Below are 22,366 nucleotides of genomic sequence, written 5' to 3' on the forward strand. Positions count from 1 at the left end.
CGACCAGAACAACTTTGGGTAAGCGATATTACATACATTAAAACCGAGAATGGACATAATTACCTCGCATTAGTAACAGACGCCTATTCTAAGCAAATAATGGGGTATAAACTCGACAACCATATGAGAACATCTCTTTGTACTGATGCGCTTGATATGGCTATTAAAAATAGAAAATACCCTAACCAAAAACTCATACATCACTCTGATAGAGGATTACAGTACTGCAATCCTAAATACACCGAATTTGCAGAAAACAATGGAATTAAAATGAGTATGACTGAGCAATACGACCCTTACGAAAACGCTGTTGCAGAACGTGTTAACAGAACTTTAAAATACGAATATGGTCTAAAGAAAATAATTAAAAATACAGAATTAGCGCAAAAAATGGCAGATCAAGCGGTCTATATTTACAACAATTTAAGAACACATTTTAGCTTACATTTAAGAAAACCTGCTGAAGTACACCTTAATCCCAATATAAAATACAAATCGTATCGAAAAAATAATGTAAATTTACCTGAACTTACGATTTAAAAACAGACCCTGTTCAAACTATTTTTTTGCCTTCTAAACGGCTAAAAAAAATCTTTTGAACCTCTAAATAATAACCAAAAAAGAGTCAACCTATATCAGTATAATACAAACAAACTAAAATTATACTTTAAAAAGATAAATATAACCGAACTGAATTCTGACAAAATAGAACGAAATATTAGATTATTTTCGTTAAAAAAACATACTTCATTGGATTTCAAATCTGCTTCAACTTTTGTAAGTGAACCTAATAAGTTCTTGTTAGGTTATGAAAATGATAAACGAATTGACTTATTAAGAATTACTACACCCTTTGAAAAGTTACTTCCGAAAATAATTGTAACTTTTAACAAAGAGAACTTTAACCAATATAATTTGAGATTGAAATTAATATCTATCATTATATATACTCTACTAACTATTGCGCTGATTTCGAATTTATTTTACTCTATAAAATCTGGAAAATTGGAAAGTGACTTTTCTATGATTTTATTTCTCAATCTAATGTTTTACATACTCGCTTTTGTAGAATATAAAATAGTGAATAGAAAAATAAATAAAGTCATAAATTGGAATGAATAAAATATGAAACAAAAATACTGGTGCTAACAACGTTACCAAAAATCATGAAAATCATTCTGCTAACCATTATTCTTCTGATTTCGATTGTAACTTTTTCACAAGAAAAAATAATTGGAAAATATTGTTCTGTTCCAATAGGTGAATCCGATGTAACGTGTATTGATTTTAAAGAAAAAAATCGATTTGCTTATGTGGTTTCTGGATGTTTAGGAATTTCGACAACTGGTAGGGGAAAATTTGAATTGAAAGACGAAAAATTAAACTTGATTTTTGATAAAGCAGAACAAGTTTCAAAAAATGAAATTAAAATAACAGAATTTAAAGTCAAATCTGAAAAAGAAGTTAAATTTGAATTCAAAGTTAGGGACGAAAACGGAATTGAAATTCCAGCTAATATTCTACGAACATCTTACCGAAAACACTTTTTCTTTGATGAATTAAACAAAGTTTTTATAGTAGATAAAAATAGTCCGAAAGCCAACTACCGCATTGAATTTATTGGTTATGAAACCGTAGAATTGGAGGTTGACAACAATACCGACAAAATAATTGAAGTTAATTTATTTCCATCTCAAGAAAAAGTCATTTCAGACAAGGAAATTACATTGAAATGGATAAAAGTAAATGAAACCGAATTTAAAACTGGAACAAACTTTTGAGACAGGTTTAAAAAAGTGAAAAAATAACTTTTGGTAACAACCTGTATAGCGCATTGCGGCTGAAATCCAAATCGGCATTCATTGCAATTTGCTTTCTTTGATTTACGGCTGAAAATCCTAGAAGACTTTCTATCTGTGATTTATTTGCTAACTTTAGTCCTTAAACCAGGCAACATTACTTGTACAAACACGTGGTGCTTCATTATAACCAACCAATATGAAAAGAGTATTTATAGTTTTTTTAGTATCACTAATTTATTCTCAATCTTATGCTCAAAAACCAAGAGCAAGAGATTTAGGCATTCCGTTTGTTGGTAAGACTGGTGAATTTAATGCAATAACGGATGTTAAAGGAGTTGAAGTTGGTTATAGTACTATAATTTCTGGAAAAGGAGAAAACATTATTGGCAAAGGACCTATAAGAACTGGAGTTACTGCAATATTTCCGAGAGGAAAGGCTAAAAAATTTAGTCCAGTTTATGCAAATTGGTATAGTCTTAACGGAAATGGAGAAATGACGGGCACAACTTGGATTACCGAATCAGGATTTTTAGAAACCCCCATTATGATTACAAACACCAATAGTGTTGGAGTTGTTCGAGACGCAGTATTGAAGTGGTATGTCGATACAGATTGGTATAACGGAGAAGATTGGTGGTACACCTATCCTGTAGTAGCTGAAACTTATGATGGTTTTCTAAATGACATATATGGTTTTCACGTTAAAGAAAAGCACGTATTAGAAGCTATAGAAAATACCTCAAGTGGAAAGATTGCTGAAGGAAATGTTGGTGGAGGAACGGGAATGATGTGTTTGGGCTATAAAGGAGGAACGGGAACGTCTTCTAGAGTTTTTAAAATTAAGGATTCGACATATACCGTTGGAGCAATTGTACAATCTAATTTCGGAGCGAAGAGAAATTTATCAATAGCAGGAGTTCCAGTTGGAGTTGAATTAAAAGATACTTTAAACTACAAGTTTAATGCGCCACCGAAATCAAGGAGACAAGAAGGAGACGGTTCAATTATAGTAATTATAGCAACAGATGTACCTCTTTTGCCTCATCAATTAAAAAGAATCGCTCAAAGAATTCCATTAGGAGTTGGAATTGTTGGCGGACGAGGAGGCAATGGCTCTGGAGATATTTTTTTAGCATTTTCAACTGCAAATGAAAACGCATTTAATCGAGATGAAACCACAACTATTGAATCATTACCTAATGACCAACTATTGCCAGTTTTTGAAGCAACTGTTCAAGCAGTAGAGGAAGCGATTATCAATGCAATGGTTGCTGCTGAAACTATGGAAGGAATTAACGGTAATAAAGCCTATGCTTTACCACACGATTTACTTATTAAAACCTTGAAAAAATATAATCGACTGAAAGAATAACGTGGTACAACAACGTATAAAATTAATTGCTTGTATTAGCCAATTTACGAAAGTGCGAGAGGACTTTCTATCCGTGATTTATTTGCTAAATTAGGCACTTAAACTGCGCAACAAACCATACACAAACACAATCGCAAACATTTCCAAAAACTTATTATATTGGACATTCTCACTTCAATCTAAAATCATCTGAAATAAAGTGAAATCAAAAAATATTCTATTTTATTTTCCTAAATGTAAAGTATTGTATACTTTTGTATAAAAATAATAGAATATGAAAACACAAATATTACCTAATTGGTGTAAAAAACTAGGTTTGGCCCTTTTCATTATAGCCTCTTTAATTAATGGAAGTTTAAACTTTATTAATAATTCAATTTATAAATATAGTACTACACAACCTGGAATTGACGCTTCAAAAATAAGAACAGAACCCGATTTGGGTTATGAAATATTAGGACTATTAAACGCCATTACTGGAGGCGCAGTAATTTATGGAATTGATTTTGTTGCGATAATCGCAATACTAATTTATATGATTTCGAAAGAAAAAGTAGAAGACGATTATATAGACAAATTAAGGCTAGAATCATTTCAACTTACTTTTATAATTGGATTATTAGTTACAATTTTTTTGTACGTGTTAGCTAAAGATTTAAAACTAACTTTAGATTATTTTATATTTCCATTACTTTGGTCGTACATAATAATATTTTTTATCAAAAGAAAAATGTACTTATGAAAAACCTTGTAAAAGTAGAAAGAGCTAGACACAACTTAACACAAGCAGCTTTAGCAAAAGAATTAAACGTTTCGCGACAAACTATTCACGCCATAGAAAAAAACAAGTTTAATCCTTCGGTTACATTAGCAATAAAAATGGCTCGTTTTTTTAAAGTCACCGTTGAATATTTATTTGATATTGAAGAATAATTTAAACTAAATCCAATAAAAAAACGTTTTACCAAAACCGTGTAAAATTAATTACTAGTTTTAGTAATTTCCGAAATTCCTCACTCGTTTTCTATTCGATAATTATTTGATAAATTTACCTTAAACCAACGCAACAATCCATATACAAACACGTTCGCAACAATTTGAACGCAACCTTTCAAGTAAATTCGCATCCTACTTTTATACAAAAGGTTTAATAATGATAAAAAACCAAATCTTACTATTTATGATTCTTGGAATATTATTCTCTTGTTCCAATGATGACAACCAAACTCAAACTATTGAAATGAGAGTTAATCATTTTCAAAGTACAGGAATTGCCTTAGAACCTGTTTTAACCTTACTCGTTCAAAAAGAAGATGATATCGGAACAAATAGTTGGGATAACTTTTACTCTAATATTAATGGATTTAATTATGAACCCGGTACTATTTACAACTTATCTGTAAAGACAGAACGAATAAATAATCCTCCTGCCGATGGAAGTTCTATAAAATATACTCTTGTAGAAGTAACATCAACTCAAGAAGTAGATAATGACATTCTTTTTAAAATAGATTTAAAAAGAAACGGAGAAAATTTTATAACAACTGAATCTGGTTTAAAACTGCTTTATCAAATAGATATTGATTGTAACAATCTTTGTGAGGAATTAGAGACGGCATTACAAAGTCAAGATTATGTAATAGGAACATTTAAAAGAATTTCTATAGATGAGATACAATTAATAGAAATTGAATAAAAACCGTTGCCAAAAACGGCTATATTTAATAGCTTATTCTCGCCTACCCTTAAAAATCCTTACTTATTTTCTATTCGGTAATTATTTGATAAATTTACCTTAAGTCAACGCAAAAAAAAACACAAACACACTGGCATCCATTAAAAAAATACGTTTCATAAGATAATTAAGATTAAATAATTGTATCTTTGATAGTATCAAATGATAGTATCATAAATGAAGCCTCCTTACGAACTAACATCTTCTATTTTAAAATTAATAACTTCCATTTCAGAAAAAATAGGAGAAGTAAATGCAAATTTATTAAACCGACCTTCACCTAAATTGAGAAAACAGAATAGAATCAAAACTATTCATTCTTCTTTAAAAATAGAAGGAAATACACTTACAGAAGAACAAATAACAGCACTTCTTGAAAACAAAAAGGTTATTGGTCCTAAAAAAGATATTCTAGAGGTTTTAAATGCGATCAAAATCTATGAAAATTTAGAAGATTACAATCCTACTAACGAAAAATCCTTTTTAAAAGCACACAAAAACTTAATGGAAGGTCTAATTGAAAATTCTGGAAAATATAGAAATCAAAGTGTCGGAATTGTAAAAGGCTCTAAAGTCGAGCATTTAGCACCACCATTTGGAAATGTACCACACTTAATGAAACAACTTTTTGAATATTTGAAAAAATCTGATGAAATTGAATTAATTAAAAGTTGCGTTTTCCATTACGAAATGGAATTTATTCATCCATTTTTGGATGGAAATGGTAGAATGGGAAGATTATGGCAAACTTTAATTTTAATGGAAAAATATCCAATATTTGAGTTTTTGCCATTTGAAACCTTAATCAGTAATGACCAAGAAAAATATTATAAAGCTTTAGCTGAAAGTGATAAATCTGGAAAATCAACTAAGTTTATTGAATACATGCTTACCGTAATTGACATTTCAATAAGTCAATTATTAGATTTTAATAATCGGACGTTAAATGAAAAAGATAGATTAGAGTATTATGTTTCATTAAATAAAGCTGAATTTACAAGAAAAGATTACATGAATATTTTTAAAGATATTTCTTCTGCAACGGCAAGTAGAGATTTAAAAAAAGGAGCTAAATTGGGTTTATTTGAAAAAATTGGAGAAAAAAATAAAACAATCTATCTTATAAAATAACTGGGCACAACACCGCATAAAAAAAAATCCTACTTCTAACCTGCTAACAAAAGTCCTTGCAGATAATATATTTCGGTTTTATTGACTAAATTAGTTGCTTAAACATACAACTAATTATAAACAAACTTATTAGACTCAATTAAAACACCTTTAACAAAACTATTAACAAGTCAGTCTAATAATCGTGAATTCCAAAACAAACTCACAATGAAACCAACGCAATTAATTATTTTCTTTCTACTTATAACTATAACCTCACAGGCACAAACGAGTGAACTTGGCACATTAGCAGATCAAATTTATTTTAACGGAGAGATTTATACAATGGACGATAACCGGCCAATGGTGGAAGCTGTAGCCGTAAAAGCCGATTCAATTCTATCTGTAGGAAGTAAAGAAGATATCATGAAGTTGAAAGGTGATAAAACCAAACTCTTTGATTTAAATGGCAAGACCATGATTCCTGGTTTAATAGAGGGGCATGCCCATTTATATTATGTTGGATTAAATTTATTGGAAGTTAACTTGGTTGGGGCTAAGAGTTATGAAGAGGCTATTGAAAGAGTCGCAGAAAAAGCAAAAAACACTCCGAAAGGAGAATGGATTATAGCAAACGGATGGCATCATGATAAGTGGGATACAAAACCCGCATTAATTAATGGGTATCCTACAAATAAGTTACTATCTGCTGCTGTACCAGATCATCCTGTTATTCTTATACATGCTTCTGGACATATCATAATTATAAATCAAAAAGCTATGGATATTGCAGGTATCAATTCAAAAACACCTCAACCAGATGGCGGAGAAATAATTATAGATATTAATGGTGAACCAACAGGAATTCTTAATGAAACTGCAACAGATTTAGTATCCAAGCATTTACCTGCACCTACAAAAAAAAGTGTAAAAGAAGCAATAACGTTAGCTTTAGAAGAGTGCTTTAAAAATGGTATCACCGGATTTCACGATGCAGGTTCTGGTGGCTATATGATTAATCTTTTTGAAGAAATGGCCTCAGAAAACCTAATTAAACTAAGGCTGTATGTTATGCTTCGTGGAACACAACCTAAACTTCTAAAAAAATATTTTAAAAAAGGTATTCAATTGAACTTATACAACAATCAATTAACCATTCGTTCTATTAAACTAATGGCAGATGGCGCTTTAGGCTCAAGAGGTGCATGGTTATTGGAAGAATATACGGATGCACCAGGAGTGCATGGTCATAATGTTACACCAATAGAGGATATTGATAAAATTGTAAAAACCGCTTACAAAAATGGCTTTCAAGTAGGTATACATGCCATAGGAGACCGCGCAACTCGTGAGGTTTTAGATATTTACGAGAGTACATTTAAGATTAAATCTTCAAACAGTTCTAAAGATGCCAGATTTAGAATAGAACATGCCCAACATTTCGATCCAGCAGACATTCCAAGAGTTGCTGAATTAGATGTTATTCTAGCAATGCAAGCAATTCATATGTCATCCGATAGACCTTGGGCCATTGATCGTCTGGGAGAGAAACGTATTAACGAAGGTGCCTATATATGGCAGACATTATTAAAATCTGGCGCAATGATTGTGAACGGAACCGATGCTCCTGTAGAGCCTCTTAATCCTATGGCTGGATTTTATGCCTCAATTTCGAGAAAAACTCTAAAAGGAATACCAGATGATGGTTACGAACCTCAGCAGAAAATGACCAGAAATCAAGCCCTAAGATCTTATACATTGGATGCTGCCTATGCTGCATTTCAAGAAAATGCCAAAGGAAGTATAGAAGTTGGTAAATGGGCAGATTTTACTATACTTGACAGAAACATAATGACCATTCCTGAAAATCAAATACTAGACACCAAGATCGCTATGACGATAATTGGAGGCGACATAGTTTTTGATTATAACCAAACGGATTAAATATTTGTTAATCGATATTGCAGGTTGATTATTACAAATTGGTTTGCAAGTAGAAACTTATGATAATGTAAATTTGAAATCGATATGTTCAAATTATACAGCATGAGAACCTAACTGAATATTATTCTTGGGAAACGTAAAAGGTAATTCAAAAAAAAAATGAACTCATAAACAGCACCCAACTATGCGCATACCTCTCCTCCAAACTCTTAGTCTCGTTAACAAAAATTTCCACTGACTTTCTATTCGATTTTTTTTATTTATTAAATTGGTTGGCTCAAATACGGAAGTAATCATATACAAACCTTAGGCAGTAACAACAAAAATATTAGTTAATTAAAATAATAATGAAAAAGCAAATAATGTTTTCATTAATTAACCTAGGTGAATATATATTAAAATCATAAGATATTTGTATTATATTACTTTAAAAAAATAATTATGACAAAGAACATTTACATTTTCTTGCTTACGCTTATGAGTGTACAATTGACTTTTAGTCAACAAACAATTCAATCTTCTGGCTCTAAAGTAAAATTTAAAGTTTCCAATATGGCGTTCAATACTGTAGAAGGAACTTTTAATGACTTTACTGGAATGGTTTCGTTTTCCCCAAAGGATTTAAACAATTCTTTTTTTAATGTCTGCATCTCAGCAAAATCAATAAATACCGAAAACGAAAAAAGGGATAAACATTTACGAAAAGAGGATTTTTTCTATACAGAAAAATATACTAACATATGTTTCAAGTCGAGCAAGATAAAAAAAACGACTAATGGATATACAGCATTTGGAGAACTAAACATAAAAGATGTAACTAAAGAAGTTAGCATTCCATTTACATTTATCAATAATACTTTTAACGGTTCACTTACTCTTAATAGAAACGACTACAATGTTGGACCTAATAGTGGTTTTATGGTAGGAAAAGAGGTTGACGTAGAAATCATATGTATAATTAACCCCATAAAATAACTGGGCCTAAACGGCGGATGAAACATAGCTAAAAAGTTCTTAACCGAAAGGCTTTGTATATTTAGAAAGTTTACCAAATTTTTAATTTGGCGTTTAAAAAGAGAAAATTAAAAACAAAATATAAAAATTTGGACATGGGTTAATCCGAAAAGTTAGTGCTAAACAATAAGCACAATTAATTACCTAATATTAAATCACTTAAAAATATCTTACAGAAATATTCTATTCGGTTTTTAATTACTAAATTGGTTACTTAAACCACGCAACTATAGGTGTATAAAGACGTTGCGCTATTTAACCTAATTAGAAAATGACCGCTAAAAAATTTTTATTTATACTCTTTCTTCTTTTAACCTATCAATTCGGTTTCTCGCAAGCAAATAATGTTGAGTCTTATTACATCCCTGCTGTCAATGGAACCAAATTGGCTATGGATGTGTACTTCCCAGAAGATTATAAAAATCAAAAACTCCCTGTACTGTTTGAGTTTACCCGTTATTGGAGGGGCAAAGAAGACCCGAAAACAGGTAAGCCAATTCCTTCACTCAAAAAACGAGATAAATATTTTCTTGACCATGATTACATCCTTGCAAAAGTTGATGTTAGGGGAACAGGTGCTTCCTACGGTGTTCGTACTGCAGAATATTCGCCTACGGAGGTGAAAGATGCTTGGTACATTGTTGATTGGGTCGTGAACCAACCGTGGTCTAATGGTAAAGTAGGAGCCTATGGCACTTCATACTCCGGGACAACGGCAGAGCTTTTATGTGCTACCCAGCACACGGCCATTAAAGCTGTAATACCTGGTTGGTCAGATTTTGACGTTTATGAAAGTCCTTCGCGGCCTTATGGAATGCTTGCAACAAGTTTTATAGCGGTATGGAGTCAATATGTTGATTGGCTAGACCAAAATTCAGTTGAGAATCTGGGGGCAAGTGTGAGGCGTGTCGGTAAAGATTTTCCGATGGATGCAATCAAAGAACATGAAAACAACACAATCGTATTGGAAGCTCTATCTAAAGCACCTTATAAAGATTCCAAATTTGGAGATTTCAAATCCGAAGAACTCGACCCCTTGCATTGGAAAAAGGAAATTTCGGAATCAAATGTACCCATGCTTGTTCTTACAAGTTGGTTGGATGCCGGCACGGCAGAAGGTACTTTATTACGATTACAACATTTTGATAATCCGCAGAAAGTTGTCATGATGCCAACTTCTCATGGCGGACGTTCACATGCCAGCCCATTTGTTGTTTCTGACAGTATCGTTGAACCTATTCCTTCTGTTAATGAACAACTTAGACTACAACTTAACTTCTTTGACCATTACATAAAGGGGATTGACAAAGAAGTTGAAGATTGGCCAACCATTAAGTACTATAATTTTGGGGAAGAATCATTTAAACAATCTGATATTTGGCCACCTAAAGGGCAAGAAAGAATTAAATATTATTTAGACGCCAACGAAAAGTTAAATACTTCATCATCAAACGAACCAACAGGAATGGATGAATATCTAGTTGACTTTTCGGTAAGTACTGGCACCAACAATCGATGGACAACCCAAATGGGAAAACCCGTTCTTAACCTCAATAATCGCAATGCTGCCGATTCTTTAATGCTAACTTATACAACCACACCTCTTAAGGAGCCGCTTCAAATAACAGGAACACCTGTAATTTCACTCAGTCTCTCATCTACTCACAATGAAGGAGCCATTTTGGTGTACTTAGAAGATGTAGACCCAAGTGGAAAAAGCAGATATATTACAGAAGGAGGGCTTTTGCTTAAACATCGAAAAATATCTAAGAATGATATGTTTAGTGAATTACCATATCATTCATTTAAGAAATCAGACGCATCACCTATGCCAATTGATGAAATTGAAGAAGTTAGCTTTAAGTTACATCCAACATCTATTCTCATCAAGAAAGGACATTCTATAAGAATTGCAATTGCTGGAGCCGATAAAGACACATTTGACAAAGTTCCAACCCAAGGCACACCAACTTTAAGTATTTACAGGAATAAAACAAACCTATCTTTTTTAGAACTACCAATAATAAAATAAAACGTATGCCTAAAACTATATTTTTTGGCTAGCCCTTGCCTATTTTGTAAATCCTTGCACATATTCTATTTGTTAAGTTTTTAAATGCTAAAGGAACACTTAAAAAATAAATAATATGAATAAGTCTAAAAAAATATTGGGTTATAGTTATTGGTTTTATACTAATTATATTAGCTTTTATATACTTCTTTAATCTTGAAGAAGCATTTGGTAAAGCCATAGTCAATTAATAAAAAAAACACTTAAATTTATTTTTTTCGAATTAAATACATTTCGTAATTTCAAATAGTGCGTTTAATTTCACTTAAATGTTTAATGAGAATTTCGTCCAACCATTAGCTTGATTACTTAATAAAAACCAAAAAACATCTAACTGACCAATTCTATATTAAATTAATTGCTAGTTTTATCCTAAGCAATGTTAGTTATCTTGATTACTGGCTCCTGCTTTTTCTTTATAAAATACTAGCACATAAACACTTAACTTATCATATACTTAAACATTGGCAACAATGTGTAACTCCTAACCATATTAATGAAAAAAACAGTTTACATTTTAATATCAATTTTAATACTTAGTTGTAAAATAAACCAAAATAAGATTACATCTAATAATGAACCAAACATATTATTTATAATTGCGGACGATATGGGGAAAGATGCATTAGCTGGATATACAGAAGGCACTATAAAACCTCATACGCCAATTATAGATTCTATTAGAAAATTAGGTTTAAGCTTTAATAACTTCTGGACATATCCAACGTGTTCGCCAACAAGAGCATCAATGATTACAGGTAAATATGGATATCGAACAAATGTAAGATGGGCAAATCAAAAATTGAGTGAAGGTGAAGTTTTATTGCAAAAATACATTCACAATAACACCAATAATTCATATGCGACTGCTGTAGTTGGCAAATGGCATATCTCTGGTTATGATACAACTATTAATCCTGAGACATTTGGCATCGACTATTATGCTGGCATATTTAAAGGTTCGGTAAAAGATTATTATAATTGGCCTTTATCAGAAAAAGGAAAACAAACAACATCGAAAGAATATACTGCCAAAAAGTTTACAGATTTAGCGGTCAATTGGATAAAAGAACAAGAAAAACCTTGGTTTATGTGGCTAGCATATAATGCACCACATACGCCTTTTCATATTCCTCCTGCAAAAATGCATAATCAAGGCTATTTACCTCCGTACACCGAAAATGTAGATCCAACTCCTTATTTCATGGCATCTATTGAGGCTATGGACTATCAAATTGGAAAACTTCTGAGTTCCTTGTCAAAAGAAAAAAGAGAAAATACGATTATAATTTTTATGGGAGATAACGGCACAGAACCCATAGTTACCCAAGATCCATATTACAAAAATCAAGTAAAAAGAAGTTTATATCAAGGCGGTATAAATATGCCATTATTTGTATCTGGCATGGGGGTTGAAAGAAAAGGGATAGATAATAATTTAATTACTTCAACAGATATTTTTGCAACCATAGCCGAAATAGCAGGTGTAGAAATTGATGAAATAAATGATAGTAAAAGCTTTAAGTCACTTTTTTATGAAGAGAAGTTAATTAGAAAATATCAGTATTCTGAAATGAAGAATGAAAAAAATAACGCATGGACCATTAGTAACGGTATCTACAAATTATTAGTGTTTGCTAATGGAAAAGAGGAAATGTACAACTTAATTAATGATCCCTACGAAAAAAACAACATTCTGAATGCCACTCTAAATACTACTGAAAAAAAATCGAAAGAAGAGTTAGAAACTGAATTGCTAAGAATAAGAAATTAATAATAACTATTATCAATAACGTATTAAAAAAATAGCGATTTAATTGCTTAATCAAAAGAAAATAAATAACTTAAGGGTAAGTTACAACCCGAAAAGTTAGTGATAATAAACCTACTACGACTCATATATAAAACTGTTGACCACAATTAAACGATCTATGAAAAAATCAACTTTAACAAATCTGATTGCAATTTTACTATGTTGTTTCACACATTACTTACAAGGTCAAGAATCTTGGATTGACACCTCTATTCATAGTGGACTAATAGAGCTGAAAACAGATTACACATTTAAGACTTTGGTTTCAAATGATTCAATTAAAACCACAACGGAAACTCTTAATAATCTTAACAGTGCTAAACTGTATTTTGACCAAATTTTTCAGACTAATTTAGATTTTGCTGTCCTATTTATAGAAAATAAAAAGTGGAATAAATACGCATATTTTCCACCACCTGGTTTACCTCAAGCTGGAAAAGGAAATGTAATACTTGGCCTGGATAAATCAATAGTTTCAATTGAAGTGGAAAAAATGATTTCCCAATTACCTGAACAATATTTAGCTATATTAAAATCTGTTTATGGTGAAAATATAAATTTAGATCAATTTTATCGAGAAATCTTATCAATTCACGAATTAGCTCATCTTTATCATTTTAAAGAAGGAACTAAACCTCAACGTAAGTGGTTACAAGAATTATTTGCGACAATGAGTATGTATTCTTTCATAAAAGAAAAAGCAAACCCATCTTACCAGTTCATGAACACGTATCCTGAATTCGTAATACAATCTGGAGATAGAATGGCTGAATTTAAAACTCTCAAAGATTTTGAAGAAAAATATGTTCAGAAGCTAACACCTCAAAACTATGAATGGTTTCAAATGCAACTCTATCGAAACGCAAAGTCAATATTAGATTTCAATAAAACTGACATTTTAATAAAACTTCGAGAGTTTTTAATTCATACAGACTTAAGTAAAACAAAAGCCCTTACTGACTCGGAATTATTAACTCGATTAGAAAAAGAAGTTGGAAATGAAATAGCCGATATTTTAACCAACTGGAAATATAAATAACTGTTGCCACCCACTCGCATAAATACTTGTCGGCTCTAGCCTACTTACGTATATTATTGGGAAACTTTCTATTCGCTTTTTATTGACTAAATTAGATACTTAAACACGCTATAAATAAAACACAACCACGTTGTACTATCTAAAAAACCAAATTAAATGGAAGTAAAATGTTTAGACATCAAGGCAAAAGTAGAACTTTAAAACACAATCTGCGAATTGCTACGATTTTGTCCTTTGTTGCTGGAATAGTAAATGTAACAGGATTTTTAGAATTTAAGCAACTCACTACAAACGTAACAGGGCATTTTGCACTTTTTATGAATGATGTTGCTCATTTTGAGTTTTGGAAGGGAACAATATATTTCCTTTTTATTTTTTCTTTTCTCTTTGGTTCTTTTTTGTCAAGTTTCCTAATCGAAAAATTCAAGGAAAACAGAAAACTTAATGTTTTTGTTTTACCAACAATAATTGAATGTCTTATTTTATTATCAATCACTATTATAAGCAATTTTGAAAGAATAAAATACCCTAACACATTTGTTTGTATGCTGCTTTTTGCAATGGGACTTCAAAACTCTTTTGTAACAAAAATTTCAAATGCTATTGTAAGAACAACTCACCTTACAGGACTTTTTACTGATTTAGGCATTGAGCTATCGCAACTGTTCTTTCCTAAATCTTACCCAAATAGAGAAAAAATACAATCAAAAATAAAACTACAGATTTATATTATTTGCTTCTTCTTTCTTGGAGGAATAATAGGTGGATATCTTTACTCAAAACTTAATTTGAAATTAAACACTCTATTTTTTGGCGTAATAATTTTATTAATAAGCTTATTTTATGATGATTTGAGATATAAATTAATCCGAACGAATAGAAAGTATAAACAAAGAAAAAAAACTGCACAGAACAATAGTTATGAATGATTGCTGGTACTAGCCCAGTTTCGCAAATCCTCATGAATTTTATATTCAGTCTTTAATTAAACTACCCTATTATAATTAACAACAACTTTGTTGGAGAAAATTATAGCGGATTTAATTTTAATTTCGGGCTCGCTTACAACATAACCGAAAAACTTTCAGTATAAGCTCAATATGACTTTATGCAACTTAGAATTGAAAATGAGCTTCCATATGTAAAATTTAATACGAACATAAATATTTTAAAAAGTAGACTTGGACATCGATTATAAAAAACTATTTTCAATAATTTAGAACAGCAATTAAACTAGCTTTAATCTAGTTGAAATCCACAATAATCGATACTTTAGTCGCAAGTGAAATAAATAAGGAGATCATTAAATAAAATAGCAAATGAATGTTATAATTACAGGTTCAACAGGAATGGTTGGTCAAGGTGTTTTATTAGAATGTATGGATGATGCATCGGTTGAAAATATCTTACTAATTAACAGAAACCCAATCAACATTTCCCATCCTAAAATAAAAGAAATAATTCATAAAGATTTTACGAATTTCGGCAATATTCAAAAGGAAATAAAAAGCTATGATGCTTGTTTTCATTGCATGGGCGTATCATCTGCAGGAATTAATGAGGACACTTATTACAAACTCACCTACACTATTACGGAGGCTCTGGTAAATGCAAGCTATAACGCAAATTCCAATATGCTTTTTACATATGTGTCTGGTGCAGGAACCGACAGTACAGAACAAGGTAACACAATGTGGGCCAGAGTAAAAGGAAAAACCGAAAACTTAATTTTAAATAAAGGATTTAAAGATGCTTACGCTTTTAGACCTGGCGCTATTTTACCAGAACGCGGTGTAAAATCGAAAACCAAATGGTATAATTTTTTCTATATTATAACTAAACCTATTTTTCCTTTATTAAAAAGAATGAAATCGGTAACAACAACCATAAAAATTGGACGAGCTATGATAAATTTATACACAAAACCCATTATCTTAAAACACCTAGAAGGCGCAGACATAAATAAAATTGCCAATCCATAAAAGCTTATACAACTCGTTTAATTCTCATCTTTAAACCCTTAATAACACCTAGGTTTTCTATTTAAAATTTTATTCTATCTTTAAAGAAAATTAAAACCTAAACCTTAAAATTATCCCTGTGAAAGTAACTATAATAGGATTTGGAAATATTGGAAAATATCTTGGAAATTGGATTATAAACAGTCCAGATTTCCAATTAAAATATGTTGTAGCAAGAAAAGATGTTAACGATCCAGAATTTATTTTAAAAGATCGACCAATTGAATTTAGAAAAGAAATTACTTCAGATCTTATTGAAGATTCCGATATTATTATTGAATGTGCCAATAAAGATGTCGTTACACAACTTTTAAAATTTGATGAAACTGATGCTGTTGGCAAAAAATTAATAGTAATTAGCACAGGTGGACTTTACCAAAACAAGGCCATTTTAAGCACTTTAAAACATTGTGAAGTTATATTGCCCGTTGGAGCCATTGCAGGTTTAGACGCTATAAAAGCTGTAAATGATGAAATTACAGCTATAAACATTAAAACCACCAAACACCCTAAAAGTTTAGAAGGCGCACCATTTTTCGATAGTTCGGATATTGATTTATCAACAATTAAATCGGCCGAAACTATTTGGAAAGGTAAAGTTGATGAAGCCTTAAGCATGTTTCCAAAAAACATAAATGTTGCAGCAAGTATTTATTTTGCATCAAAATGTGAAGATTTAATCATAAATATTGTGGCCGACCCAAATGCAACCAGCAACATGCACGAAATTACTTGTGAGGGAGATTTTGGAAAAATATACACCCGTACAGAAAACAAACCAAGCCCTAGCAATCCTAAAACCAGTTTTTTAGCTGTAAAAAGTGTTGTTAGTATTCTGCGGAATTTAAACTCTAAAGTTAAGATTAACTAAATTCTGGTTTTAAATTCAGTATAATTTAAATCTCAGCTTATTGTTGAGATTTTTTTTTAAATTTCATAAACATATGAAAATTAAACACCTACACCACATCGCTATTATTTGTTCTAACTACCAAGTTTCAAAAGCTTTTTACATCGAAATTTTAGGACTTACAGTTATCAATGAAATATATCGAGAAGCCAGACAATCCTATAAATTAGATTTAGCTTTAAACAACCAATACCTTATCGAACTGTTTTCGTTTCCCAATCCTCCAAAGCGACCGTCAAGGCCTGAAGCTACTGGATTACGACATTTAGCATTTGGGGTAGAAAACATTGAAAAAGAAACCATCTATTTAGAATCAAAAAACATTCCTGTAGAACCCATTCGAATCGATGAAATTACTGGAAAAAAATTTACGTTTTTTAGTGATCCAGATAACTTACCTATAGAAATTTACGAAGTATAGCACACGCCTATTTCTTTCGTTCGTAAATGCAACTACAGCTCTTATTTAAAATAAAAGTTTAACAACTAAGTCTTTAAATATTCATTGAAATGATTATATTTGGTAAACCAAATTGGTGCACCAATTAAAAAACACCACAACCAACTAAAATAACCATGCAGGTTCTTAATAGAATAATAAAAAACCTTGGCCCCGGACTTTTGTTCGCAAGTATGGCCATAGGTACTTCGCATTTAGTATTATCTACAAAAGCCGGAGCTAAATATGGCTGGATAATGATAATTCCTTTATTGCTCGCAAATATTTTAAAATATCCGTTTTTCGAATTTGGAATACGCTATACAAATATCACCGGAAAAAGTATTATTCAAGGGTATTTAAACCGTGGCAAAGGCTATTTATGGCTTTATGCTTTTATAACTTTTGTTACTACCTTGGCTAGTCCTGCAGCTCTTTATTCAATTACATCGGGGCTTCTTATAAATTTGTTAGACCTAAAAAACACATCCATTGCAACGGTGGCTCTTGCCTTATTTGCCTTTAACAGCATCATCTTAATTATTGGAAAATATAAACTTTTAGAAACAACCCTAAAATTCGTTATTCCTGTATTATTTGCAGCACTTTTAGTAACTACAGGACTTGTTATAAATGAAGGCCAAGTAACATCAGTTGTAAATTTTAAAGCTCCAGAACTACTCGATAATATGGGTATTCTTTTTTTAATTACACTTATTGGCTGGATGCCAACTGCCGTTGAAGCAAGTAGCTGGCTTAGTCTTTGGAGTGCCGAAAAATATAGAATTAACAAAAATAAGCCGCCTTTAAAAGAAGCCTTGCAAGAGTTTAACACTGGCTATATTATAACAACCTTATTGGCGATTTTCTTTTTAATAATTGGATGCATGACCTTGTATGGCTCTGGCACAGAACTTAGTGGAAATGCCGTAACTTTCGCAGACCAAGTGGTATCTCTTTTCACCCAACATATTGGCGATTGGGCTTATTTATTTATCGCCATTTCTGCATTTGCTACCATGTTTAGTACTTGTTTAACTGCACACGACGCTATTGCTCGTGTAAGTATAGATATTGTCGAAAAATTATCGGCTAAACGCAAACCTTTTACCGACAGAAAATATTATGCTATTGGCATTATAAGTTTAGCTGCCATAAACTTTTTTGTGCTCTTTAGTTTAAGCGGAAATATGAGTTTAATTATTGCAATAGCCACTTTTATTTCTTTTGTTTTAGCACCTATTGTCGGGTATTTAAATTTAAAAATTGTTTTAAGCAACGATATACCAGAAAAGCTAAAACCCAATAAACCACTACAATTATTAACCTATTTGGGCATTACGCTTTTGTCGTTACTCTCTATTTACTACATATGGCAAATTATTACTAACTAAAAAATAAGCACTTACTAATCATGAAAAAACATCTTAAAAAACTATGTTTTGTTTTATTGTTTTTACCCGCTCTAATTTCGGCTACAAACAATAACCCATCACCATACGAAGCAGCACTCAATTTATATACTAATAATACAGAATCTTATTTATTGATTAATGACAGGTTAGATGAGTTAAAGGAAAAAATTAAAACCACCCATAAACCTCATTTTAAACGTTTACTACAGCAATGTAAATCTTACGAAGGTGAAAAACTATCTAAAACACCGCCGCCAACAAGTATTACCTATATGGGGATGGCCGCTGCCAACCTAAGTTTAGCGTACAAACTAACTGGGCAAAAACATTATTTAGATGAAGCCAAACGTTGGATTTTTACTGCTGTTGGCTACGACGTTTGGGGTTATGGTTTTTTGGTTGATGTAGACTTAAGTGCATCATGGCTGTTGTATGGTTTAGGTTTATCGTACGATTGGATTAAAGAAGATTTATCGCCTGAAGAAAAACAACTTTTCTTAGACAAACTCATTCTACAAGGCAACAAAATATTTAATTACGGACAAGAAAACAAAGGGAACTGCTGGTCTACCGACTATTGGCAAAACCACAATTGGATAAACTATACCGGAATTTTAACCACCGCTTATGCTATAGAAAATGAATATGAAGGCGCTAATAAATGGATTGCAGAAATTCATGACAATTTTAAAACCGTATTCAAATATTTACCAGAAGATGGCTCGAACTACGAAGGCACGGTGTATTGGCGTTATGCAATCAATTCCTTTTTATCGGCCGCAGAATTAATACGTGCTCATGGTGGTCCTAACTATTTCGACACCGAATTTATGAAAAACACGTTTTTCTTTCGTTTGTATCAGTCAGCTCCTAACTGGGAAGAAAATGTAAACTTTGGCGACTCGCACGATCGTAAAAGTTCGCACTCCATTGCGGCCTATTACAAACTAGCCTCCGAACATAACAACACCTACGCGCAATGGCTAGGAGAATTAGTCCGAAAAGAATTTTTATTTAGAGAAGCTTACGAAAGTAAAATATTCCCTGGTATTTTACCTGAAGCCTTTTTAGAATTACTTTGGTATAACCCAGAAATAAAACAACAATCGCCCGAAAATTTGCCAACTACCAAATATTTTGAAGATCTTGGCTTAGTCGTTATGCGCTCTGGCTGGGATACCGATGCCACACACCTATCGTTTAAAACCAGTCCTCCTGGAGGCCATAAACAATGGAAATTAAGCTGGGAAATAGACAAAAAAAATAACTGGCGAACACGTAGTTTAACGCATTACCATGTCGATTTCAATCATTTTACATTATTAAAAGGCGATGCCGCATTAGCAATAGATGAAGGCTATAACCGAACCTCGAAAGCCGAAATTCATAACTTAATTACAGTTGATGGCACCGGTTGTGTTGGTGAAAAAATTTGGGACGAAGGCGATTTAAGCGACCCTGTGTTATTCGATTTAAACTGTAAAGGCATTTATAACGTTTGGAAAAATGTACCGGAAACGGCCATTGCTAAAATTGAAGCTTTCTCGAACAAAAACGGCTATACCTTTGCAATTGGCGAAGCCAGCAAAATGTATTATCCAGAAATGCAGTTAAATCGAAATGCTCGCCACATAATAAATAGTGAAAACGGTTACTTTATTTTGTTAGACGAACTCGAAAGTAAACGAGAACATACATACACCTGGCGCATTCATTCGGAAAAATATGCCAATAAAATCGCAGATGATGAATATGAAATTTTAAACGGAACTGGAGCTTTAAAAGTATTCAATATATTTCCTGAAGCACCAAAAACAAGCATTAGTGAAACTTTAGTTGAAGAAGTTATGACACCTCAACGACCTAACGATATTCGTCGTATAAGTTTAAAAACACTAAAAATTGAAAACGCTAAAAAAGCAAAAAACACTTGTTTTATAAATATTATGCAGCCTAAAGATGCGCTTGTTAAAGCCCCAATAAGCGTAAAACGATTAAAAGGAAAAAATTGTATTGGTGTAGAAATTACCACAGACACTACTGTTGAAACCTTTTTGTTTTCTGAAAAAAGCAAAATAAAATACGGACAAATAAGTGCCAATGCTAAATGGATATCTGTTGTAAAAGACAAAACAGGTAAAACAATAAAATCAACGCGATATGCAGTAAATTAAAACTTTAACAATTCATTTTTCGTTTAACGTTATTTTAAGACTATTTACCGTTAATTTTAAACTTTAAATTAAAAAATAAAAATAATGAAAAAGACAACTTACATTTCGGCTTTAGCTTTAATCATGGCTTTAGTATTTTCAATTGAAACTCAAGCGCAAAAATTCTCTAAATTAGACGCTAGTCCGTTAGACATTGCATACTTAAGAGCTAGCCGAAACGAAAAACCAACTGCAAAAGTAATTTACAGTCGTCCGCAATTAAAAGGAAGAAGTTTAGAGAAATTAGCACCTAAAGGAAAAGTTTGGAGAACAGGAGCTAACGAAGCTGCCGAAATTAAATTTTATAAAGATGTAAATTTTGGAGGTAAGCCAGTAAAAACTGGAACTTACTCTTTATTTACTATTCCTGGAGACAAAGAATGGACTATCATTTTAAGCAATGATACCGACGTATGGGGTGCTTACAATTATAAGGATTCTAACGATGTTATTCGTGTAAAAGCTCCCGTACAAAAAGGAGAATCGGTTGAGGCATTCTCTATTGCTTTCGATGCTGGTAAAATGTTTTTAGCCTGGGACACTGTTCGTGTTGCTGTTCCTGTAAAATAAAAAAATCAAAATCAATAAAAAAAGCCTTGAATATCAAGGCTTTTTTTATTGCTATATTACTTTAAACACATATCCAAGTAACCAGTATAACACTAAAAAAACAACAAAAGTTCCAATACAACCGCATTTTCCTCCTCCTATTTTTTTTGCGCCCCAAGCCGCTCCAATTATTCTTAGTAATTTTTCCATATCGAGTAGTTTTTCAACTAATTTAAGGAATATTTAAATACTTATGTGTTTGCAACGACACTTTCCACTTTGGGTTTTGCATTACGTAATCTACAATTAGAGGCACCACCTTATCTCGTTTACTCCATTCGGGCTGTAAATATAAAATACAATCACCGTTTACTTTAGCCGCTTGTTCTTCCGCAAAGCGAAAATCATCTTTATTATAAATAATCACTTTTAACTCGTTAGCCTTTGCTGATACTTCATGGGTTGGCAACTTCATCTTTTTTGGCGACAAACAAATCCAATCCCAAACACCAGTTAACTTATATGCCCCAGAAGTTTCAATATGTGTTTTTAAACCTTCCTCTTTAAGCTTGCTAGTTAAGGGGCTCATATCCCACATTAAAGGTTCACCTCCAGTAATTACAATAGTATCGCTGTACTTTTTTGCGTTTTCTACAATTTTATTAATCTTGGTTGGTGGGTGTAATTCGGCATTCCAACTTTCTTTAACATCACACCAATGGCATCCTACGTCGCATCCTCCAATACGAATAAAATAGGCTGCGGTTCCTTTATGAAACCCTTCGCCTTGTATAGTATAAAACTCTTCCATTAAGGGTAACATCTCCCCTTTCTCCACCATTTGCTTTATAACTTCATTCATCCCAAAAAAAAATTTAGTTTGCAAATGTACATATATTTACAGAAACGACTTAGTAAT

21 protein-coding genes are annotated in these 22,366 nt (G+C 31.9%); 19 read left to right on the forward strand and 2 right to left on the reverse strand.

Features of this window, described 5'->3' with window-relative positions:
• The 19 genes from PW52_RS09560 to PW52_RS09660 form a co-directional block, all read left to right on the forward strand.
• On the forward strand, positions 1-540 hold a 540-nt coding region (locus PW52_RS09560; RefSeq protein ID WP_044632728.1), incomplete at its 5' end, for an IS3 family transposase.
• A 626-nt stretch (positions 541-1,166) separates the two neighbouring features.
• Positions 1,167-1,781 (forward strand): hypothetical protein, encoded by a 615-nt coding sequence (locus PW52_RS09570; protein WP_044632730.1) that lies wholly within the window; start codon positions 1,167-1,169, stop codon positions 1,779-1,781.
• A 217-nt stretch (positions 1,782-1,998) separates the two neighbouring features.
• Positions 1,999-3,174 (forward strand): DmpA family aminopeptidase, encoded by a 1,176-nt coding sequence (locus PW52_RS09575; RefSeq protein WP_044632731.1) that lies wholly within the window; start codon positions 1,999-2,001, stop codon positions 3,172-3,174.
• Between the two features lie 274 nt (positions 3,175-3,448).
• A complete protein-coding gene (locus PW52_RS09580) occupies positions 3,449-3,916 on the forward strand; it encodes a hypothetical protein (RefSeq protein ID WP_044632732.1) in 468 nt (155 codons plus the stop codon).
• Positions 3,913-4,107, forward strand: coding sequence for a helix-turn-helix transcriptional regulator (locus PW52_RS09585; RefSeq protein ID WP_044632733.1), 195 nt, complete (start codon positions 3,913-3,915; stop codon positions 4,105-4,107). The genes PW52_RS09580 and PW52_RS09585 overlap by 4 nt, the downstream gene beginning before the upstream one ends.
• 307 nt (positions 4,108-4,414) lie before the next feature.
• A complete protein-coding gene (locus PW52_RS09590) occupies positions 4,415-4,870 on the forward strand; it encodes a DUF4377 domain-containing protein (RefSeq protein WP_240475174.1) in 456 nt (151 codons plus the stop codon).
• 216 nt (positions 4,871-5,086) lie between these two features.
• Positions 5,087-6,040 (forward strand): Fic family protein, encoded by a 954-nt coding sequence (locus PW52_RS09595; protein ID WP_044632734.1) that lies wholly within the window; start codon positions 5,087-5,089, stop codon positions 6,038-6,040.
• A gap of 207 nt (positions 6,041-6,247) precedes the next feature.
• On the forward strand, positions 6,248-7,963 hold the full coding sequence (locus PW52_RS09600) for an amidohydrolase (protein ID WP_044632735.1): 1,716 nt from the start codon (positions 6,248-6,250) through the stop codon (positions 7,961-7,963).
• A gap of 477 nt (positions 7,964-8,440) precedes the next feature.
• Positions 8,441-8,938: a YceI family protein gene (locus PW52_RS09605; protein WP_044632914.1), complete on the forward strand. Its 498-nt coding sequence runs from the start codon at positions 8,441-8,443 to the stop codon at positions 8,936-8,938.
• Positions 8,939-9,248: 310 nt separating this feature from the next.
• Complete coding sequence (locus tag PW52_RS09610) at positions 9,249-11,009, forward strand: CocE/NonD family hydrolase (RefSeq protein WP_044632736.1); 1,761 nt, start codon at positions 9,249-9,251, stop codon at positions 11,007-11,009.
• 535 nt (positions 11,010-11,544) lie between these two features.
• On the forward strand, positions 11,545-12,822 hold the full coding sequence (locus PW52_RS09620) for a sulfatase-like hydrolase/transferase (RefSeq protein WP_044632738.1): 1,278 nt from the start codon (positions 11,545-11,547) through the stop codon (positions 12,820-12,822).
• A 157-nt stretch (positions 12,823-12,979) separates the two neighbouring features.
• Positions 12,980-13,900: a hypothetical protein gene (locus PW52_RS09625; protein ID WP_044632739.1), complete on the forward strand. Its 921-nt coding sequence runs from the start codon at positions 12,980-12,982 to the stop codon at positions 13,898-13,900.
• Between the two features lie 167 nt (positions 13,901-14,067).
• The gene (locus tag PW52_RS09630; RefSeq protein WP_044632740.1) at positions 14,068-14,829 is read left to right on the forward strand and encodes a YoaK family protein; all 762 of its coding nucleotides are present in this window, start codon (positions 14,068-14,070) and stop codon (positions 14,827-14,829) included.
• Between the two features lie 390 nt (positions 14,830-15,219).
• The gene (locus PW52_RS09635) at positions 15,220-15,882 is read left to right on the forward strand and encodes an NAD-dependent epimerase/dehydratase family protein (protein WP_044632741.1); all 663 of its coding nucleotides are present in this window, start codon (positions 15,220-15,222) and stop codon (positions 15,880-15,882) included.
• 118 nt (positions 15,883-16,000) lie between these two features.
• On the forward strand, positions 16,001-16,792 hold the full coding sequence (locus PW52_RS09640) for an aspartate dehydrogenase domain-containing protein (protein ID WP_052823451.1): 792 nt from the start codon (positions 16,001-16,003) through the stop codon (positions 16,790-16,792).
• 73 nt (positions 16,793-16,865) lie between these two features.
• Positions 16,866-17,252, forward strand: coding sequence for an SMU1112c/YaeR family gloxylase I-like metalloprotein (gene gloA2, locus PW52_RS09645; protein WP_044632742.1), 387 nt, complete (start codon positions 16,866-16,868; stop codon positions 17,250-17,252).
• A 155-nt stretch (positions 17,253-17,407) separates the two neighbouring features.
• On the forward strand, positions 17,408-18,664 hold the full coding sequence (locus tag PW52_RS09650) for an NRAMP family divalent metal transporter (protein WP_044632743.1): 1,257 nt from the start codon (positions 17,408-17,410) through the stop codon (positions 18,662-18,664).
• Between the two features lie 20 nt (positions 18,665-18,684).
• Positions 18,685-20,859, forward strand: coding sequence for a DUF4962 domain-containing protein (locus PW52_RS17150; RefSeq protein ID WP_082050887.1), 2,175 nt, complete (start codon positions 18,685-18,687; stop codon positions 20,857-20,859).
• A gap of 84 nt (positions 20,860-20,943) precedes the next feature.
• The gene (locus PW52_RS09660; RefSeq protein ID WP_044632744.1) at positions 20,944-21,468 is read left to right on the forward strand and encodes a DUF2911 domain-containing protein; all 525 of its coding nucleotides are present in this window, start codon (positions 20,944-20,946) and stop codon (positions 21,466-21,468) included.
• A 51-nt stretch (positions 21,469-21,519) separates the two neighbouring features.
• Here PW52_RS09660 and PW52_RS17540 read toward each other — a convergent pair whose 3' ends face one another.
• Positions 21,520-21,657, reverse strand: coding sequence for a hypothetical protein (locus tag PW52_RS17540; protein ID WP_044632745.1), 138 nt, complete (start codon positions 21,655-21,657; stop codon positions 21,520-21,522).
• A 22-nt stretch (positions 21,658-21,679) separates the two neighbouring features.
• Complete coding sequence (locus PW52_RS09670) at positions 21,680-22,309, reverse strand: 7-carboxy-7-deazaguanine synthase QueE (protein WP_044632746.1); 630 nt, start codon at positions 22,307-22,309, stop codon at positions 21,680-21,682.
• Between the last annotated feature and the right edge of the window lie 57 nt (positions 22,310-22,366).

Origin of the sequence: Neotamlana sedimentorum (genome assembly GCF_000943565.1) — a bacterium.
Lineage (GTDB): Bacteria > Bacteroidota > Bacteroidia > Flavobacteriales > Flavobacteriaceae > Neotamlana > Neotamlana sedimentorum.

Coding starts and splice junctions, on each gene's coding strand:
- PW52_RS09570 (WP_044632730.1), top strand. CDS start 1,167: ATGAAAATCATTCTGCTAACCATTATTCTTCTGATTTCGATTGTAACT.
- PW52_RS09575 (WP_044632731.1), top strand. CDS start 1,999: ATGAAAAGAGTATTTATAGTTTTTTTAGTATCACTAATTTATTCTCAA.
- PW52_RS09580 (WP_044632732.1), top strand. CDS start 3,449: ATGAAAACACAAATATTACCTAATTGGTGTAAAAAACTAGGTTTGGCC.
- PW52_RS09585 (WP_044632733.1), top strand. CDS start 3,913: ATGAAAAACCTTGTAAAAGTAGAAAGAGCTAGACACAACTTAACACAA.
- PW52_RS09590 (WP_240475174.1), top strand. CDS start 4,415: ATGAGAGTTAATCATTTTCAAAGTACAGGAATTGCCTTAGAACCTGTT.
- PW52_RS09595 (WP_044632734.1), top strand. CDS start 5,087: ATGAAGCCTCCTTACGAACTAACATCTTCTATTTTAAAATTAATAACT.
- PW52_RS09600 (WP_044632735.1), top strand. CDS start 6,248: ATGAAACCAACGCAATTAATTATTTTCTTTCTACTTATAACTATAACC.
- PW52_RS09605 (WP_044632914.1), top strand. CDS start 8,441: ATGAGTGTACAATTGACTTTTAGTCAACAAACAATTCAATCTTCTGGC.
- PW52_RS09610 (WP_044632736.1), top strand. CDS start 9,249: ATGACCGCTAAAAAATTTTTATTTATACTCTTTCTTCTTTTAACCTAT.
- PW52_RS09620 (WP_044632738.1), top strand. CDS start 11,545: ATGAAAAAAACAGTTTACATTTTAATATCAATTTTAATACTTAGTTGT.
- PW52_RS09625 (WP_044632739.1), top strand. CDS start 12,980: ATGAAAAAATCAACTTTAACAAATCTGATTGCAATTTTACTATGTTGT.
- PW52_RS09630 (WP_044632740.1), top strand. CDS start 14,068: ATGTTTAGACATCAAGGCAAAAGTAGAACTTTAAAACACAATCTGCGA.
- PW52_RS09635 (WP_044632741.1), top strand. CDS start 15,220: ATGAATGTTATAATTACAGGTTCAACAGGAATGGTTGGTCAAGGTGTT.
- gloA2 (WP_044632742.1), top strand. CDS start 16,866: ATGAAAATTAAACACCTACACCACATCGCTATTATTTGTTCTAACTAC.
- PW52_RS09650 (WP_044632743.1), top strand. CDS start 17,408: ATGCAGGTTCTTAATAGAATAATAAAAAACCTTGGCCCCGGACTTTTG.
- PW52_RS17150 (WP_082050887.1), top strand. CDS start 18,685: ATGAAAAAACATCTTAAAAAACTATGTTTTGTTTTATTGTTTTTACCC.
- PW52_RS09660 (WP_044632744.1), top strand. CDS start 20,944: ATGAAAAAGACAACTTACATTTCGGCTTTAGCTTTAATCATGGCTTTA.
- PW52_RS17540 (WP_044632745.1), bottom strand. CDS start 21,657: ATGGAAAAATTACTAAGAATAATTGGAGCGGCTTGGGGCGCAAAAAAA.
- PW52_RS09670 (WP_044632746.1), bottom strand. CDS start 22,309: ATGAATGAAGTTATAAAGCAAATGGTGGAGAAAGGGGAGATGTTACCC.